The sequence below is a fragment of the Kitasatospora sp. NPDC056184 genome, from assembly GCF_042268405.1.
Lineage (GTDB): Bacteria > Actinomycetota > Actinomycetes > Streptomycetales > Streptomycetaceae > Kitasatospora.
On record NZ_JBHJUI010000001.1, the window covers coordinates 201,477 to 219,823 of the forward strand.

Below are 18,347 nucleotides of genomic sequence, written 5' to 3' on the forward strand. Positions count from 1 at the left end.
GCCGCCCCCCGCGCCTCGCCGTGGGCGTCCGCGCGGAGCGGCTCACGGCGAGGCCGCCGTTGCCCTGTCAGCCCCTCCTGCCCCGACGGGCCGTCAGGACGGCGCCGGCGCCGGCTCCGATCAGGCCGAGCGCGAGGGCGGTCAGTGGAACTCTGCCCGCTGCGGCACCGGTCTCGGGCAGGGGAGCCGGCGGCGGGGTGTTCCCGCTCGGGGACGGCGAGGGGGTCGCCGTCGGGGTGCGGCTGGGGGAGGGCGAGGGGCTCGGTGACGGGCTCGGTGACGGGCCGGCCGTCGGAGTCGGCGATCCGCTGGGCGTGGGCGTGGGCGTGGGCGTGGGCGTCGGGGTCGGGCTGGGTGAGGGGCTGGGGGAAGGTGCCCGGCAGACGACCGAGACCTCGCCCAGCCGGACCTGGGTGACCGGGCCCTGGTAGAGCTGTTCGCCGGCGAGGCCGTTGAACACACCGGTGATGTCGACGTCCAGCCAGGCCTCGGCCGTGAGTTGGGCCGCCTGGGGTGCGGGGTCCTCGTGCCTGGTGACGGTGACGTCCAGGGTGCTGGCTCCGACCGTGGGGACGCCGAGGTCGGTGCCGGTGATGTCCAGGTGCGTGGTGCCGAGGGCGACGGCCTGGCCGAGGACGGTGATCTGTCCGGCGTCGGTCCGGTTGTAGGCGAGCGCGAGCGGTCCGACCGGAGGGGGAACGCACTCGGCGTAGGAATCCAGTGAGGCCACGGTGCCGGCCACCACCGGGCCGTAGCCGACCAGCGCCCTGGAGTGGAACCACACCTTGAGATCGGTGAGTTGGGCCTGCGCGTAGTACCTCGCCGGGTCGGTGGCGGTCCGCGTGGTCCGGGTGGCGACGGTGATCCGGGACAGCATCCCGTCGGGGTCGCTGGCGAAGTCCGCTTCGTCGGCGTCCGGCACGGTGGTGGACGCCGCCGTTCCGTACGTGCCGGTGTACGCCTCCATGTCGATGGCCGGGACGTTCTGATTGACCATCCGGATCAGCGTCGCGCTCGCCAGGTCCCCCGGCGCGGCGGCGGCGTTCGGGAGGCCGGGCAGCAGGAGCGCCGCGGTGACGGCAGTTCCGGCGCCCGCGAGGACGGCGGTGGCGGTGGCGGCCCGGAGGCGGGGCGGGTGCTTCATGGGGCTCATCTCCCACCGGATACAGCACCCGATTGCGCGCCCCGGGAGGACGCGCCCGCCGTTGCTCCGGCCGGGCGTACGCCAACCCCACAACGAACCCCGGCCCCGACCTGGGCGCTCCAGGCCTCGGCCCTCTCAACCGGTGCGGAGCATGCAAGGGATCTTGAGACCGCGAGCAGCGCATGGCAGGCTCATGCCGCATGATCGATGAATTCGCGAAGGACACCCTGCACGCGCGACTGCGGCGGGACCGCGAGGCGCTGCTCTGGAAACTCGACGGCCTGTCCGAATACGATGCCCGCCGACCTTTGACAGCGACCGGGACCAACCTCCTCGGCCTGGTCAAGCACGTGGCCAGCGTCGAGGCCAGGTACTTCGGCGAGGTCTTCGACCGCCCTTCCCCGGAACCGCTGCCCCGGTGGCAGGACTCCGACGGCAGCGACCTGTGGGCGACCGAGGACGAGACCCGCGATCAGATCATCGGGTTCTACCGGCGCACGTGGGAACACTCGGACGCGACGATCAACGAGCTTCCCCTCGACGCCCCCGGCCACGTGCCGTGGTGGCCGGAGCCTCATCCCAACACGAACCTGTTCGCCGTCATGGTCCATGTCCTCGGCGAGTCCATCCGGCACGCCGGGCACGCCGACATCCTGCGCGAGGGCCTCGACGGCCGGACCGGGGTGCGCGCCGAACACGAGAAGCCGATCGACGAGGAAGCCCGTGCGGCCCACCGCGCGAAGATCGAGCAGGCCGCCAGGTCGGCCGCACCGATCGAGGCTTAGAGGCCGCCTCACGTGACTCGATGTCCACGGTGACAGCCGGTGCCTCGGCATGACGGCTCCGCGGTACCGTCGCGGCCGCCGTTCTCACTTCATCAAGTTCTCACCATCCGGGAGTAGATGGGGGGTTGCCGGGACAAGGATCGATTCGACCCCATGGTTCCAGTGATCCCTGGAGGACCACGTGCGCAAGAGGTTGATCGTTTCTGCCGCCGCCAGTGCCCTGAGCCTGTTCCTGGCCGTCCCCGCCTCGGCCGCCGGCTTCCAGCCGGGTGCGGACGGCCTGGGGGACCCGTACTACCCCACCCTCGGCAACGGCGGGTACCGCGTCTCGCACTACGACGTCCGGCTGAAGTACCAGCCCGCCACCGACGAGCTGGAGGGCACGACGACCATCCTGGCCACGGCCACCCAGAACCTCTCCCGGTTCAACCTCGACTTCGCGCTGAAGGTCTCCGAGGTCCGGGTCAACGGACGGCTCGCCACCTTCACCACCAGTGGCGATCAGGAGTTGGAGATCACTCCGGCCCGGCCGCTGGCCAAGGGGTCCCAGGCCGCCGTGGTGGTGCGCTACAAGGACGTGCCGTCGACCGTGGAGAAGTACGGCGGCTACACCGCCTGGCGCCGCACCCCGGACGGCGCGGTGGTGGCCGGCGAGCCCGTGTCGGCGGGCTGGTGGTTCCCGAGCAACGACCACCCGAGCGACAAGGCGACCTTCGACGTCTCGGTGCTGGTGCCGGACGGCACCCAGGTGGTCAGCAACGGGGTGCTGACCGGCACCACCTCGCGGGCGGGCTGGACCCGCTACAACTGGCGCGAGGACAAGCCGCAGGCCACCTACCTGGCGACCCTGGCGATAGGGAAGTTCGACATCACCCAGGACACCACGGCCGGCGGGCTGCCGGTCTACAACGCCTACAGCAAGGACCTCGGGGCGAACGCCGGCGCGGCCCGGGCGAGCGTGGAGCGCACCGGTGAACTGGTGGACTGGCTGAGCGGCTACTTCGGCCAGTACCCGTTCAGCTCGGTCGGCGGCGTCGTGCCCAACGTCCGCAGCAGCGGCGGCCTGGAGACCCAGACCCGGGTCTTCTACGGCCCCGGGCTGTTCGCGCGGGGATCCAACACGTCGGTCGTCGTGCACGAGTTGGCCCACCAGTGGTACGGCGACAGCGTCTCGCTCTCCCGCTGGAGCGACATCTGGCTGAACGAGGGCTTCGCCCAGTACGCGCAGTTCCTCTGGTCCGAGCACGAGAACGAGGGCACCGCACAGGAGCTGGCCGACTACATCTACGCCTTCTACCCCGCCGACGACCCGTTCTGGAACGTCAAGCCGGGCGACCCGGGAGAGGAGAACCAGCTCTCCGACGCGGTCTACCAGCGCGGCGCGGTCGCCCTTCAGGCGCTGCGCAACACCGTCGGGGACGAGACGTTCTTCCGAATCCTGAAGGGCTGGCCCACCGAGCACCGCTACGGCAACGCCACCATCGCGCAGTTCCGGGCGTACGCGGAGAGGGTCGCCGGCCGGCAGCTCGGCGACCTCCTGAACACCTGGCTGTTCACCCCCGGCAAGCCCGCCACCGGGCCGGTGCCGAGCGGCACCGCGGCAGCGGACCGGGGTGACGGGCGGCCGCCGGTGGAACCGAAGTCCTGGAAGAAGATTCGGGAGGCCAACTCCGTTCACTCGGAGAGGAAGTGACGGGCTCGACCTGATTCGCCGGCGGTCCGTGCGTACGGCAGGGACCGCCGGCCCCGGCCTACGCAGCCGGCGGTTCGGCGAGGCGGCGGACGGCGAAGGGGGTCCGGACCAGAAGTAGGCGGTAGGGCGCGTTGCCGACCAGGACTCGCGGATGCCCGACCGCTCCTCGAGCTCATGCTCCACGAAGGGGAATTGGCTCCGCTGCCGTCCCCACCTCCGGCTCCTCGATCCAGCCCCGATCGCCTCTGGATCTCCCTCGGGAAGCGGCGGAGTCCGAGCCAACGGGTTGGGTGCGAAGGTCCCGCTCTGGGGCTCGTCCGCAAAGATGATCAAGCGATGAGAGGCCGCGCCTGTCGCGGTTCCTGCCCGCTTCGGGAGTGGATGGGCGGCCTCGGTCGGATGATCGGGTGGCGCTGAACGGGATCGTGCCGAAGCTACGGACCGGCACGTTGGGTGGGGCGTCCCGGAACCTGTGGCTCCTGGCGGGCCCCGTACATACGGATACGCTGGGGCGGCCCCCCGAGCGCGGGGCCGCCCCGTGGGTGGCGTCGATGCGGTCAGGGTCGGGGGACAATCCCCGCGAGCGCGGGACCGACTGCTCGGACGGACGGCACCCGAGCGTGTGACCGGAGCAACCCCCGCAAGGGCAGGGCCGACCGCGAGGGGCAGATGCAGCTCAACTACCGCCCGGAGCAACCCCCGCGAGCGCGGGGCCGACCGGTACGCCCCGCCCGTGACAGAAGGCAGGGACGAGCAACCCCCGCGAGCGCGGGGCCGACGCGGAGCAGGCCTTCGACATCATCACCGCCGGGGAGCAACCCCCCCCGCGAGCGCGGGGCCGACTGCATGGGGTGGAACACGCTGACGATGCAGGCGGAGCAACCCCCGCGAGCGCGGGGCCGACGTCCTGGTCCGAGGTGAGGCCGTAGACCACCCAGAGCAACCCCAGCGAGCGCGGGGCCGACACCCGTTACGGTGCGACCTGGAACTCTCCGGCGGAGCAACCCCCGCGAGCGCGGGGCCGACGGGACGTCCTCGGGCATGCGGGACCAGTCGTTGGAGCAACCCCGCGAGCGCGGGGCCGACGCCGACGAGCTGGTGGTCGTCGGCGATCATCGGGAGCAACCCCCGCGAGCGCGGGGCCGACTGGGGCTTGGCCGCACTGGCCGCCGTACTGCTGGAGCAACCCCCGCGAGCGCGGGGCCGACTGGGGCTTGGCCGCACTGGCCGCCGTACTGCTGGAGCAACCCCCGCGAGCGCGGGGCCGACCGGGCCGCGTTCGGGATCCTGCAGCCGAACGCGGAGCAACCCCCGCGAGCGCGGGGCCGACACTGTGCGTGCTCGCTGGGTGACAGACTATGGGGAGTAACCCCCGCGAGCGCGGGGCCGACTCGCCGTCCAGGATGGTCGTACCGTCGACGTTGGAGCAACCCCCGCGAGCGCGGGGCCGACCCCACGCTCCAAGGTGAGCACCGCTCACCGCAGGAGCAACCCCCGCGAGCGCGGGGCCGACGGCAGCGACGCCACCAGCAGCCGCTGGCCGGCGGAGCAACCCCCGCGAGCGTGGGGCCGACGGGTCGTCGCCGTCGCGCGTCAGGCTCGGCAAGGAGCAACCCTCGCGAGCGCGGGGCCGACCGCATGTACGCCACCTGCCCGGCCGGCCACCGCGAGCAACCCCCGCGAGCGCGGGGCCGACGACGCGACGGCGCGGGCCTACGGCCGCAAGGCAGAGCAACCCCCGCGAGCGCGGGGCCGACCGCGTGGAGCCAGTTGGTCTTGCCGGTGCCGGTGGAGCAACCCCCGCGAGCGCGGGGCCGACGAGTAGGCGCCGAACGGCAGGCGTCCGTAGAGGGAGCAACCCCCGCGAGCGCGGGGCCGACTTGTCGCACCTGTGTACGACAACGCACAGCGAGGAGCAACCCCCGCGAGCGCGGGGCCGACCGGTCCTGCACCGTGCGGGCAGCATCGGCCGCCGAGCAACCCCCGCGAGCGCGGGGCCGACCGACTCCCGCCGCTCAGGGAGGTGATGGCCCAGGAGCAACCCCCGCGAGCGCGGGGCCGACCGCCCCCGGCTCACCCGGCGCGGCCACCCCCAGGAGCAACCCCCGCGAGCGCGGGGCCGACGTGGTGCCGCCCCGCGACCAGATCGTGGTGGGGGAGCAACCCCCGCGAGCGCGGGGCCGACTGTTGGCGGGTTGGTGTGGGTGAACTCGCTTGGGAGCAACCCCCGCGAGCGCGGGGCCGACGAGGCCGGCCAGCATCCTGCGGGCGACCTGTAGGAGCAACCCCCGCGAGCGCGGGGCCGACATGCTCAAGGCCGGGGGCGTCTGCGCCGTGCTGGAGCAACCCCCGCGAGCGCGGGGCCGACGGAGGCCCTCATCGGGCACCGCCCCGGACCGGGGAGCAACCCCCGCGAGCGCGGGGCCGACCGGCACGATGGCCGGCTGCTGATCCGACTCGGGGAGCAACCCCCGCGAGCGCGGGGCCGACAGCCTCGGCGGGCGGCGGATCATGGAGACTCTGGAGCAACCCCCGCGAGCGCGGGGCCGACTTGAAGCTCCCCCGCCCGGGCGGGGTGCGGTGGGAGCAACCCCCGCGAGCGCGGGGCCGACCCCCTGGCCAGGGGCAATACATGCGAACAGACGGAGCAACCCCCGCGAGCGCGGGGCCGACGTACGCGGGGCCGGCCACCGCGTCGGTCCGGCTGAGCAACCCCCGCGAGCGCGGGGCCGACAGACGAGGATGGACACGCCTACGCTCCCGCTGGGAGCAACCCCCGCGAGCGCGGGGCCGACACTTGCTGACCTGCGGTTCTTCGCGGCAGAGGGCGCTGGTTGATTCAGTTCGATTGAATTGCCGCTTGGGCGGAAGCAGGTGCTCCACCGTCAGTTTCGCTGATCCCCAAGCTAGTTGTCAGTGCTGTGGCCTACGCTCCCGAAGCGTAGTCGCATGTGGAGGTCGAGACGATGGTCGAGGACCGTTTTCGGGATTATCCGCCCGAGGTCAGGGGCTGGTTGGGCGCGCTGTGGGGCAAGTCGGCAGGGCGGGCTGGGGGGACGGTGAATCTCCTGCTGTCGCACATGCTGGACACCGCTGCGGTGGCCGAGGTGGTCTGGGACCGGTACCTCCCGCAGGTCACGCGGCGGCGTCTGGACGCGTTGGCGGGGAGTGCGGGGAACGGGCGGCGGCTGTTCGCATGGTTGTGCGGGATTCATGACCTGGGCAAGGCCACTCCCGTGTTCCAGCATCTCGACGCCGCAGGCGAGGCCGCTGTTCGTCAGGCGGGGCTCACGTGGGACAAGTATGCGGTGAAGGGGGCGTCATGGCGGCACGACAAGGCCGGTGCCCGGGTGCTGAGGGCGCTACTCGCCGAGGCGAAGTGGAGTGAGGAACAGGTCGGCTGGGTCTGGCCGTTGGTCGCCGGTCACCATGGTCTGATCCCGACGATCGGACAGCTGAGCCCGCCGAAGAGGAACGAGAAGCTGCAGGGACACAGCCGGCCCTGGAAGCTCGCGCAGCTGGCCCTGGTGGAGGTGTTCACCCGCGAGGTCGGCTACGACGGTGCGTCGCCGCTCTCCGCGGTGGAACCCGCGCTGGTGCCGAGTCGTGCGATGCAGCTTCAGCTGGCCGGCTTCGTGGTGATGGCCGACTGGATCGCCAGCGACGAGCGGCACTTCACCGGGGTGTCGGACCTGTCGAAGGTGACGATGCCCCACGCGCGGCAGCGGGCCGCGACAGCCTGGTCGAAGCTCGAACTGCGCGGGGGCTGGGGGGCGTTGACCGTGCCCGGGCCTGAGGCGTTCCGGGACCGTTTCGGTCACGGGACCAGGCCTTCGCAGGAGCTGGTCCTCGATGTGGTGCGTCGGATGGGCGGGCCCGGGCTGGTGATCGTCGAGGCGCCGATGGGGGAGGGGAAGACGAAGGCGGCGCTGGCGGCGGCGGAGCTTCTGGCGGCCCGCCACGGTGCGGACGGCGTGTTCCTGGGCATGCCGACCCAGGCGACCGCGGATCCGATGTTCACCCAGGTGCGCTCGTGGCTGCGCCGGGTCGGGGACGGGCTGGAGGACCAGGTCGCGCTGCTGCACGGCAAGCGGGTGTTCAACAAGGAGTGGCGCGGCCTCCTGGAAGGCGCGGGGGAGTGGGGGCAGGGCGCGGACGACCCGTTCTCCTCGGTGGGGGAGGACGAGTACGGCATGTCGAACGCCGGCTTCGACGGCTGCGGGGCCGCCGAGCGCAGGGCTCCCGCAGAGTGGTTCCTGGGACGTCGCCGCGGTCTGCTGAGCCCGTTCGCGGTCGGCACGATCGACCAGCTCCTGTATGCCGCGACCCGCACCAAGCACGTGATGCTGCGGATGGCCGGACTGGTCGGCAAGGTCGTGATCCTGGACGAGGTCCACGCCGCCGACGTCTACATGTCGCAGTTCCTGCTGGAGGGTCTGTGGTGGCTCGGGCAGGCCGGGGTGCCGGTGGTGCTGCTGTCGGCGACCCTTCCGCCCGAGCAGCGGCATCGCCTGGTCGCCGCCTACCTGGCCGGTGCGCGGTCGGCGGAGGAGCCTGCGGCACTGGAGCTTCCCGAGCCGCAGGGCTATCCGAGCGTGACGGCGGCCTGGTCCGGACGGGAGGGTCGGCCCGAACTGCTGGTCGAAAGCGGTGAGTCGTGGCGCGGCGACCTCCGGGTCCGGGTCGAGCTGCTCAACGAGGCACCGGTAGCGGCCCGGAACGATGACCCGGGAGCGGCCGATGCCGCCGTGGCCGACTGTCTCAAGGACCGCCTGGCCGACGGCGGGTGCGCCCTGGTGATCCGCAACACCGTGGCCCGCGCCCAGTCCACGTTCGAGGCACTTGAGAAGGAGTTCGGATCCGATGTCCGCCTCCTGCACGGCCGCCTTCACGCCGGCCACCGGGCGGACCGTACGCAGGAGGTGTTGAGTCTCCTCGGACCACCCCGTGAGGGACACGAGCGTCCCGAGCGGCTGATCGTCGTCGCCACCCAGCTCGCCGAGCAGTCCTTCGACGTCGACGCCGACCTGCTGATCACCGACCTCGCCCCGATCGACCTGCTCCTCCAGCGCATCGGACGGCTCCACCGCCACGAGGGCGTGAGACGACCCCACCGGCTGTCGCGGCCCACCGTGGTCGTCACGGGTCTGCACCTCCACGACGGCGAGGCACCGCACATCCTCGGCGCTTCCGAGAAGATCTACGGCCGTTGTCTCCTGCTGCGCACGGCCGCCGAGATCGAGCGGGCGGCGAAGGACAGCGGGGACGGGTGGCGCATCCCCGGCCAGGTGCCCGATCTGGTCGCCCGCGTGTACGGCACGGGGGCCGTCGTCCCGGAGGCATGGGCCGAGGCCGAGGCGCAGGCCCGGCGGGACTGGGAGGAGCGGCAGGCCGAGCGCCGCGAGAAGGCCGCCCAGTTCCTGCTGACCCGCGCCGGGGAGCACGGGGAACCGACGCTGGCCGGCTTGCACTTCGGAGCCCACGGCAAGCTGACCGAGGGGCAGTTCGAGGCGCTCGTCCGCGACGGCGACCGGAGCGCGGAGGCGGTCCTGGTACGCCGCATCGGGGACGGCTTCCACGCGATGACGGGCCGCAAGCTCGGTCCGAACGGCGAGGTCGCCGCCGAACTGCTGGACGACGTGCTCACCGGGACGGTGCGCCTGCCCGCCAAGCTGACCGCGGCCGCCGAGCAGGCGCTCGGTCCGCTGCCCGGATGGCGCGACCACCCCTGGCTGCGATACGGACTCGCCCTCGAACTCGACGAGCACGGCGAAGCGACCCTTGCCGACTTCCACCTGCGCTACGACGAGGACCTCGGACTCGTCGTGAGCGGAGGGCGCCACTACGGATGATGACGAGGGGTGGCGGGCCGGTGAGTCGCCGACCCGCCACCTCAACCCCGCGACCGCGGAGCCGACTTGTGCCCACCGAGGACGTGCAAACACGGCCAGGGGCCATCCCCGCGCAAGAGAACCCGCGGGGCCGAGGGGCAATTCAAGCATTCACCCCCCGGCCGGCCTCGAACGGTGCCACGCTGAGTCAGTAACGAGCTAAACATGGCCAGTTGGGAGAACAGTGCGTGCCTGGGTACAACCTTGTCGACGAACCGTGGCTGACGGCGCGGCCCGTCGACGGAGGGCCTGCTGTTGAGCTCGGGATCGCCGAGGCCCTGGCCCGGGCACACGAGTTCGAGGGCATCGTCGTCGAGTTCTCCACCCAGCTCCCGGCTCTCCTCCGACAGGTTCTGCTGCCCGTCGTCGCCCATGCCACCGGAGCGCCGGGGAGCCTGAAGGAGAAGGGCGAACGGCTGACGCGGAACAGCGGCGGGTTCACCGAGGAGGAGCGGAGCCGCCTCCAGGCGTATCTCGAAGAGCACCGCGCGAGGTTCGACCTCTTCGACCCGGTCGCCCCGTTCGCACAGGTCGCCGGGCTGCGCACCGCCAAGGACGAGACGAAGGGCTCCGCCGCACTCGTGGCGACCGCGGCGAGCGGCAACAACGTCCCGCTGTTCGCCAGCCGCACGGACGCGGACCCGCTCGACCTGACACCGGCCCAGGCCGCCCACTGGCTCGTACACGCCCACTGCTGGGACACCGCGGCGATCAAGACCGGCGTCGTCGGCGACGACCAGGTCAAGGCGGGCAAGACGACCGGGAACCCCACTGGCCCGCTCGGCCAGCTCGGCGTCATCGTCCCCACCGGCCGCACCCTGTACGAGACCCTCCTGCTGAACCTCCCGGTCACCCCGCCCGACGTCCTCGGTGCCCCGCAGTGGCTCAAGTCCCCCCACGGCCCCGCCTGGAAGGCGCGCGCGGCCGACGGCCTGCTCGACCTGTGGACCTGGCAGGCCCGGCGGATCCGGCTCGTCCCGTACCAGGACGAGGCCGGGCGGCTGACGGTCGCCCGGGTGGTCATCAGCGCCGGCGACCGCCTCACGCCCCTGCCCGAGCGGGAACCGCATACCGCCTGGACGTTCACAGTCCCCGCGAAGAAGTCCGCCTCGGCCCAGCCCGAGCGTCGGCCGCGCCGACACACCCAGGGCAAGGCCGCCTGGCGGGGCCTGGACGCCCTCCTCGCCCCCAGCCGGCAGAGTGTCGACGGCTTCGAGACCAGCATCCTGCTCGACGAGGTCAGCGGCCTCCAGGAGAGCGGCCGACTTCCCGCCGCCTACCCGCTGCAGGTCGAGACCTTCGGCGTGGTCTACGGAACCCAGTCCGCCGTCGTCGAGGACGTCATCCACGACACCATCCCCCTGCCGCTGCTCGCCCTCCACCAGGACAGCGAAGCCCACGAGCTCCTCCTGGACGTCGCCGAGCAGGCGGAACTCCTTGCGAGAGCCGTCAACAACCTCTCCGCCGACCTGCGCCGCGCCGCCGGCACCGACCCCATCCCCTGGGACAAGGGTCAACGCCCCGGCGACCTCCTCCTGCACACCCTCGACCCCCTGGTACGCCGCCTGCTCGCCGGCGTGCGCGACGCCGGATCCGACGAGGACGTCCTGGAGCGGGGCCGACTGGCATGGGAGCAGATCGCGGACCGCCACGCCTGGGACGCGGCGAACACGCTCCTGCTGGCCGCACCCGCCACCACGTTCGGCGGCCGTACGCTCGACCAGCCCGGCCGAGCGGGCAAGACACAGACCTACCGGCTCGGCACGGCCGGCGCCAACTTCCGGCGCCAGGTCAAGGAGATCCTCCCTCGCCACGCCGACGCCGTCCGGCAGGCGGCTGCCGCCCGGGCGGCCGAGACCGGACCCGCCCTCGACTCCGACCCCGCCCCTGGAGCGGACTTTGACTACTGAGCACATCGCCACCGCCAGGCAGCGCCGCCGGTACTGGGACGACGTCACCGCCCCCGACCACACCTGGCGCATCGACCCTCGGACCAAGCAGCCGCGCCGCCCGCCCGGCGAGGACCTCGCGGCCATGCGCTCCGGTCTCGGGCGCCCCGTCATGGACAGCCCCAAGATGTGGCCCCTCTACAGCTGCGAGGTCGACGACGTCCTCGCGCTGCGCGACGAGGTCTCCGACGAGCAGAAGGCCGAGCACGCCGCCCTCGCCCTCTACGGCCTGCACCAGCAGAGCCAGTCCACACCGATGCACCGCCGGGGCGTCAAGCTCGGCGAGGCCCTCCGGGCCCTGCGCCGCAGCGGCAAGTTCAGCGAGGAGGCCCTCGACACCCGGGTCGCACAACTCGCGGGCGCGACCAGTGTGTCCGCGCTGCTGGTCCACCTGCGCGGCCTGATCACCCAACTCCGCACGGTCGGACAGCCGTTGGACTACAACCACCTGATGGACGACATCCAGGCCTGGCACCACACCGACCGGCGCCCGCGGGTCCGCCTCAAGTGGGCCGTCGGCTACCAGGCGTGGAAGGACAAGGAACCCGCCGACTGACCCCACCCGGGACCCGCCCCGCTGCCCCTACCGACAACCATCGAGGACAAGCGCATGACCGACCGCCTCTACATCGACGTGCACATCCTGCAGACCGTCCCGCCGGCGAACCTCAACCGGGACGACAACGGCAACCCCAAGGAGGCCTACTTCGGCGGCAAGCGCCGCTCCCGCGTCTCCTCCCAGGCCTGGAAGCGCGCCACCCGCATGCACTTCGCCGAAACCCACGACCCGCAGGACCTCGCCACCCGCACCAAGCGGATCTCCGCCCGGCTCGCCGAGGGCATCACCTCGCGCACCGCCGTCACCGCGGAGGACGCCCAGCGCATCGCCGACGCCCTGATCAAGTCGACCGGGATCTCCGCGGGCAAGAAGGAGGGCGACACCGCCTACCTCCTCTTCTACGGCCGCCGCCAGCTGGACGGCATCGTCGACCTGGTCGCCGACACCGCCACCGACCTCGCCGCCCTCGACGCCAAGGGCCTCGACGAGGCCGTCAAGGCCCTCCCGGTCAAGGAACAGCTGCAGAGCGGCCACCCCGCCGACGTCGCCCTCTTCGGCCGCATGGTCGCCGACATCCCCAGCCTCAACGTCGACGCCGCCACCCAGGTCGCCCACGCGATCTCCACCCACGCCGCCGAACTCGAATTCGACTACTACACGGCCGTCGACGACGAGAACAGCGCCGACGAGACCGGCGCCGGCATGATCGGCACCATCGGCTTCAACTCCGCCACCCTCTACCGCTACGCCACCGTCGGCCTGCACCAGCTGCGCGACAACCTGGGCGACGACAAGGCCGCCATCGACGCCGTCGACCTGTTCGTCGACTCCTTCGCGCGTTCCATGCCCACCGGCTACGGCAACTCCTTCGCCCACCGCACCCGCCCCAGCCTGGTCGCCGTCGTCATCCGCACCGACCAGCCCGTGAACCTCGTCTCCGCCTACGAGAACGCCGTCCCGGCGCGCCACGGCATCGTCGCCGAGTCCGCACGCCGCCTCGCCACGGAGTTCTCCACCGCCACCGACCAGTGGGGCGACGAACCGCTGTACGTCGGCATCTGCCACACTCTCGGCGCCGACACCGACGAGATCGGGCAGCAGCTGGCGAAGGCGTTCGGGGCGAACCGCACCTTCGCCGCGCTGCGCGACGGCCTGCGCGCCTCCCTCACCGAGCGGGTGAACGGCAACTGATGCCCGCCGATCCCACCCCCGCCCGGCCGGACGAGGAGCAGGCGGTCCTCGTCCTGCGCCTGGCCGGCCCGCTCCAGTCCTGGGGCGACCGCAGCGCCTTCAACCGCCGCGACAGCCGTCCCCGGCCGACCAAGTCCGGCGTCGTCGGCCTGCTCGCCGCCGCCGCGGGCCGTCCGCGCGAAGCCGACATCAGGGACCTGGTCGGCCTGCGCCTGGGCGTACGCATCGACCAGCCCGGAACCCTGCTGCGCGACTACCACACCGTCAGCGACTACCGCGGCCGCCCGCTGCCGCAGGCCGGCGTCAACGCCAAGGGGGTGCAGAAGCCGACCTCCCCGGCCAAGGACACCCACGTCACCCACCGCTACTACCTCCAGGACGCGGTGTTCGTCGCCGCTGTCCAGGGCCCGGCCGCCCTCGTCACCGCGCTCGCCGGGGCGATCCGCCGCCCCGCGTTCCCGCTCGCCCTCGGCCGTCGCTCCTGCGTCCCCACCCAGCCGATCGCGCTCGGCGCGGTGCGCGACGGGCGTCTGGAGGACGTCCTGGCCGACGAGCCCTGGCAGGCGGGCGAGGCCGCCAGGAACGCCTACCGGCGGCGGGCCGAACGGGCACCGGAACCGTTCTCACCGCAGCGGATCGACCTGGCCGCGACCTTCGACGACCCGTCGGGGGAGGACACCGCGCAGGACGTTCCGCGCTCCTTCGCACCCCGCGAACGGGGCTTCTCCACCCGGCGGATCCACCACACCTGGCTCAGCGTCCCGACCGGCCTCCCCGCCCTCGCCACGCCGCCCGACCGACCGGCCCGCGAGGCCGGCAGCCACGACCCGTTCGCCCTGCTGGGCTGGTGACCCCATGACCTACCTCTCCCGCGTCCGCATCAACCCCCTGCGCGCCGCCGGCCGCACCCTGCTCGCCAACCCCCGCGCCCTGCACGGCGCCGTCACGGCCGGCATCCCCGACATCGCCCCCGGCGACCGGACCCTGTGGCGCCTGGACGCCGACCACCCCCGCCGCCCCATGCTGCTCGTCCTCACCCCCTCCAAGCCGGACTGGACCCACCTCGTCGAACAGGCCGGATGGCCCGACGCCGACGGCGAGCACTACGCGATCCGCGACTACAGCCCGCTGCTCGCCCAGCTCGCCGTCGGCCGCGAGTTCGCGTTCCGGCTCAAGGCCAGCCCCGTGCAGAACACCTCCAAGCCCGACAAGGCGAGCCCGCACCGCACCAGGACCGAAGCCGAACTGCGCCACCGCTCCTACCGCATGGCCCACCGCACGGCCGCCCAGCAGCTCACCTGGTTCCTGGAGCGCACCGACCGCTGGGGCTTCACGGTGCCCGAAGCACGGACCGACGAGCCGGCACCGGGCCTCGAACCGGCTCCCGAGGACACCCCTGCCGACGCGCGGCCCGCCCGGGAGGTGAGGATCACCGACCGCAGCCGCAGCACCTTCACCAAACCCGGTACCCGCACCCCCGTCACCCTCACCACCGCCACCTTCGAGGGGCACCTGCGCATCACCGACCCCGGCCTGCTGCAAGCCGCCCTCCTCGGAGGCATCGGCCCCTCCAAGGCCTACGGCTGCGGCCTGCTCACCCTTGCCCCACTGCCGGCAGGGGCACGCTGACCAGTGGCCGACATCTGGTGGAAAGCCCACCCCCACGACCTGCACCGCCTCGCCGACCGCGTCTCCAGCGTCTACGTCGAGCGCAGCCACATCGACCGCGACGAGAACGCCGTCGTCGTCATCAACAAGCGCGAGACGGTCCGCGTGCCGGCGGCCATGGTCGCCGTGATGCTCCTCGGCCCCGGCACCCGCATCACCCACGGCGCCGTCAACCTCCTCGCCGACTCCGGCACCACCGTGTGCTGGGTCGGCGAACAGGGCGTGCGCATGTACGCCGCCGGCCTCGGCCCCAGCCGCGGAGCCGCCCTCCTCAACCGGCAGGCCTGGCTGGTCAGCCGCACCAAGGAGCGCCTCGCCGTCGCCCGGACCATGTACCGCATGCGCTTCCCGGGCGAGGACGTCAGCGCGGCCACCATGCAGCAGCTGCGCGGCCGCGAGGGAGCCCGCATCCGCAAGCTCTACCGGGCCGAGGCGCGCCGCACCGGCGTGGAGTGGAACGGCCGCGTCTACAAAGCCGGCGACGCGTATGCCGCGGGCGACGACCTGAACCGGCTCCTGTCGGCCGCCAACGCCGCGCTCTACGGCATCTGCCACGCCGTCATCACCGGGCTGGGGGCCAGCCCCGGCCTCGGCTTCGTCCACACCGGACTGGCCACCTCCTTCGTCCTCGACATCGCCGACCTCTACAAGGCCGAATACACCATCCCCCTCGCCTTCGACCTCGCCCAGCAGGGCCACACCGAGGAGCGCGACGCCCGCCTCGGCCTGCGCGACCGCATCGCCGAGGACAAGTTGCTCGGCCGCATCGTCCACGACGTCAAGACCCTCCTCAGCCCGGAGGGGACCGACATGCCCGACGTCGAGGCCAACGAACTCTGGGACGAACGCGTCGGCACCGTCCAGGGCGGCGTCAACTGGGCGGGCAGCGAAGGAACATCGGCAGCCGGTGCCTCCGACCCGGGCATGGGCGACGAGCACCTGGCCATCATCGGCCCGGAGTTCACCCAGGACACGAGCAGCCCATGACCGTCATCATCCTCATCGCCGCCCCCGAAGGCCTCCGCGGCCACCTCACCCGCTGGATGGTCGAAGTCAACGCGGGCGTCTTCGTCGGCACCCCCAGCCGCCGGATCCGCGACCGCCTCTGGGACCTCCTCGCCACCCGCATCGGCGACGGCCAAGCGGTCCTCGTCGAACCCGCCACCAACGAACAGGGCTGGACCGTCCGCACCGCCGGCAAGGACCGCTGGAAGCCCGTCGACTTCGACGGACTGATTCTCTCAGCCCGTTCCCGCCGATAAACCTGCAGGTCACGAAGTGTCGGCCCCGCACGCGCGGGGATTGCTCCCGGTTCGTCGGCAAGGGCGGCGCGGCCGGCGGGTCGGCCCCGCACGCGCGGGGATTGCTCTCCCTCTGACTCAGGAGACCGATGGACATCGATGTCGGCCCCGCACGCGCGGGGATTGCTCCTGCCAGCCAAGAAGGCCATGGAGCGGATGAACGTCGGCCCCGCACGCGCGGGGATGGCTCCGGAGAGCTGAGCCCAGGTGACCGGCTCCCCACGTCGGCCCCGCACGCGCGGGGATGGCTCCCCTTACCGAACCTGCGCACGTCGTGGCGGATAGTCGGCCCCGCACGCGCGGGGATGGCTCCTGGACGTGAGCCGGACTCTCGGCCTCCTCCCGGTCGGCCCCGCACGCGCGGGGATGGCTCCGCGGCGGTCGCCGCCATCGCCCGCAGCAGGCTGTCGGCCCCGCACGCGCGGGGATGGCTCCTCGCAGAGCATGTCCGTCCACTCCTGGGGGCTGTCGGCCCCGCACGCGCGGGGATGGCTCGTACTTCTCCTTCATCTTCGGCCGGGAGCTGGTGTCGGCCCCGCACGCGCGGGGATGGCTCCACCTCCTGAGACCACCGATACCGCTCACGGGCGTCGGCCCCGCACGCGCGGGGATGGCTCCGCCTACATCCCCGGCATGGGGAGCGTGGCCGAGGTCGGCCCCGCACGCGCGGGGATGGCTCCGTGCGCCGAGTCCACTGCTCACGAGCGGGCAAGTCGGCCCCGCACGCGCGGGGATGGCTCCCAGGCCGCCGAGGCCCTGCGCGCCGCCGGCCAGTCGGCCCCGCACGCGCGGGGATGGCTCCAGCACCCGGTTCCGCTCGCCGGGCTGACCGGCGTCGGCCCCGCACGCGCGGGGATGGCTCCGCCGACGATCAGTCCCCATTGCGCGTGCCACTGTCGGCCCCGCACGCGCGGGGATGGCTCCCCGGTCTACAGCGGTTGGCAGGTACGCAAGCTGTCGGCCCCGCACGTGCGGGGATGGCTCCAGAGTCGTCCGCGTCCCCGACGACGACTGGTCGTCGGCCCCGCACGCGCGGGGATTGCTTTCCCCGGGATCACGGTCGGGCGGCAGGACAGGACTGCGACGGGACTCCTGGTCGGGCGTCCGTGAGGTCACGGATGCCCGACCAGTGCAGTACTCGCCAGCGCCGCTCGGACGGTCGACGGTTCCAGCCGACCACAGGCCAAGGATCAGGCCTCCGAGCGGTGCCGCCCCACCTCCTCGCGGTCAGGCGCCGGCGGTGGCCAGGCGGGCGTGGCGGCGGGCGGTGGCCTCGGTCGGGTCCAGGACCGGGACGGCGGCCAGCAGGCCCTTGGTGTACGGGTGCTGGGGGGAGTCGTACACCGTGGCGGCGTCGCCCTGCTCCACGATCCGTCCGGCCTGCATCACGGCGACGCGGTCGCTGACCTGCCGGACCACGGCGAGGTCGTGGGCGATGAACACCAGCGCGAGGCCGAGGTCGCGCTGCAACTCGCCCAGCAGCTCGACCACCTGGGCCTGGGTGGTGACGTCCAGCGCGGAGACCGGCTCGTCGCAGACGATCAGCCGGGGCTCCGGGGCCAGCGCCCGGGCGATTCCGACCCGCTGCCGCTGACCGCCCGAGAACTCGTGCGGGTAGCGGTGGTACCAGTCGGGGTCGAGCCCCACGCGTTCGAGGAGTTCGCCGACCCGGCCGCGGATGCGGCGCTCGTCGGTCCCGCCGGCGATGCGCAGCGGGTCGGCGACGGACTCGCCGATGCTGCGGCGCGGGTTGAGCGAGGAGACCGGGTCCTGGAAGACCATCTGGAGCTCCTGCCGGATCGGGCGCAGCTCCTTCTCCCCGAGCCTCGCGATGTCCTGGCCGCGGTAGTGCAGCCGGCCGCCGGTCGGCTCCAGCAGGCGGACCAGCATCCGGCCGAGCGTGGTCTTGCCGGAGCCGGACTCGCCGACGACGCCGAGCGTCTCGCCGGCCCGCACGGTGAGCGAGACGCCGTCCACGGCGGTGACGGGCGCGCCGCGCCGTCCGAGGCCGCCACGGGTGGGGAACTCCCGGCGCAGGTCGGTGGGGTGGGGGGGGGGCGCCCAGGCACCCCCCCCCCCCGGGGGGGGGGGGGGGGCGCGCCCCCCCCCCCCCCCGGCGGCCCCCGGGCCCCCCCCCCCCCCCCCCCCCGGGGGGGGGGGGCGCCG

12 protein-coding genes and 2 CRISPR repeat arrays are annotated in these 18,347 nt (G+C 72.8%); of the genes, 10 read left to right on the forward strand and 2 right to left on the reverse strand.

Annotated features, from left to right (window positions below; genetic code table 11):
• Positions 1-67: 67 nt before the first annotated feature.
• Positions 68-1,144, reverse strand: coding sequence for a hypothetical protein (locus ACFC0B_RS00605; protein ID WP_376080150.1), 1,077 nt, complete (start codon positions 1,142-1,144; stop codon positions 68-70).
• A gap of 200 nt (positions 1,145-1,344) precedes the next feature.
• Here ACFC0B_RS00605 and ACFC0B_RS00610 point away from each other — a divergent pair, with 200 nt between their 5' ends.
• The 10 genes from ACFC0B_RS00610 to cas2e all read left to right on the forward strand — a co-directional run bounded on the left by ACFC0B_RS00610 (position 1,345) and on the right by cas2e (position 16,142).
• The gene (locus ACFC0B_RS00610) at positions 1,345-1,929 is read left to right on the forward strand and encodes a DinB family protein (protein ID WP_376080153.1); all 585 of its coding nucleotides are present in this window, start codon (positions 1,345-1,347) and stop codon (positions 1,927-1,929) included.
• 181 nt (positions 1,930-2,110) lie between these two features.
• Positions 2,111-3,622, forward strand: coding sequence for a M1 family metallopeptidase (locus ACFC0B_RS00615; protein WP_376080156.1), 1,512 nt, complete (start codon positions 2,111-2,113; stop codon positions 3,620-3,622).
• A 507-nt stretch (positions 3,623-4,129) separates the two neighbouring features.
• Positions 4,130-6,417: a CRISPR direct-repeat array (repeat unit 28 nt; unit sequence GAGCAACCCCCGCGAGCGCGGGGCCGAC).
• A gap of 171 nt (positions 6,418-6,588) precedes the next feature.
• Positions 6,589-9,474: a CRISPR-associated helicase Cas3' gene (gene cas3, locus ACFC0B_RS00620; protein WP_376080159.1), complete on the forward strand. Its 2,886-nt coding sequence runs from the start codon at positions 6,589-6,591 to the stop codon at positions 9,472-9,474.
• A 227-nt stretch (positions 9,475-9,701) separates the two neighbouring features.
• Positions 9,702-11,423 carry a type I-E CRISPR-associated protein Cse1/CasA gene (gene casA / locus ACFC0B_RS00625; protein WP_376080162.1) on the forward strand — a complete coding sequence of 574 codons (1,722 nt, stop codon included), beginning with the start codon at positions 9,702-9,704 and terminating at the stop codon, positions 11,421-11,423.
• The gene (gene casB / locus ACFC0B_RS00630) at positions 11,413-12,018 is read left to right on the forward strand and encodes a type I-E CRISPR-associated protein Cse2/CasB (RefSeq protein ID WP_376080164.1); all 606 of its coding nucleotides are present in this window, start codon (positions 11,413-11,415) and stop codon (positions 12,016-12,018) included. The genes casA and casB overlap by 11 nt, the downstream gene beginning before the upstream one ends.
• Positions 12,019-12,072: 54 nt before the next feature.
• Positions 12,073-13,212, forward strand: a complete 1,140-nt coding sequence (cas7e, locus tag ACFC0B_RS00635) for a type I-E CRISPR-associated protein Cas7/Cse4/CasC (RefSeq protein ID WP_376080167.1) — start codon at positions 12,073-12,075, stop codon at positions 13,210-13,212.
• Positions 13,212-14,063: a type I-E CRISPR-associated protein Cas5/CasD gene (gene cas5e / locus ACFC0B_RS00640; protein ID WP_376080170.1), complete on the forward strand. Its 852-nt coding sequence runs from the start codon at positions 13,212-13,214 to the stop codon at positions 14,061-14,063. Before cas7e ends, cas5e begins: the two co-directional genes overlap by 1 nt.
• Before the next feature lie 4 nt (positions 14,064-14,067).
• Positions 14,068-14,841, forward strand: a complete 774-nt coding sequence (cas6e, locus tag ACFC0B_RS00645) for a type I-E CRISPR-associated protein Cas6/Cse3/CasE (protein WP_376080173.1) — start codon at positions 14,068-14,070, stop codon at positions 14,839-14,841.
• Positions 14,842-14,844: 3 nt separating this feature from the next.
• Complete coding sequence (gene cas1e, locus ACFC0B_RS00650; RefSeq protein ID WP_376080176.1) at positions 14,845-15,867, forward strand: type I-E CRISPR-associated endonuclease Cas1e; 1,023 nt, start codon at positions 14,845-14,847, stop codon at positions 15,865-15,867.
• Positions 15,864-16,142 carry a type I-E CRISPR-associated endoribonuclease Cas2e gene (gene cas2e / locus ACFC0B_RS00655; RefSeq protein ID WP_331744407.1) on the forward strand — a complete coding sequence of 93 codons (279 nt, stop codon included), beginning with the start codon at positions 15,864-15,866 and terminating at the stop codon, positions 16,140-16,142. Before cas1e ends, cas2e begins: the two co-directional genes overlap by 4 nt.
• 18 nt (positions 16,143-16,160) lie before the next feature.
• Positions 16,161-17,227: direct repeats of the CRISPR family, unit length 28 nt; unit sequence GTCGGCCCCGCACGCGCGGGGATGGCTC.
• Between the two features lie 181 nt (positions 17,228-17,408).
• Here cas2e and ACFC0B_RS00660 read toward each other — a convergent pair.
• Positions 17,409-18,347: ABC transporter ATP-binding protein (locus ACFC0B_RS00660; RefSeq protein ID WP_376080179.1), on the reverse strand; the 939-nt coding region annotated here is incomplete at its 5' end.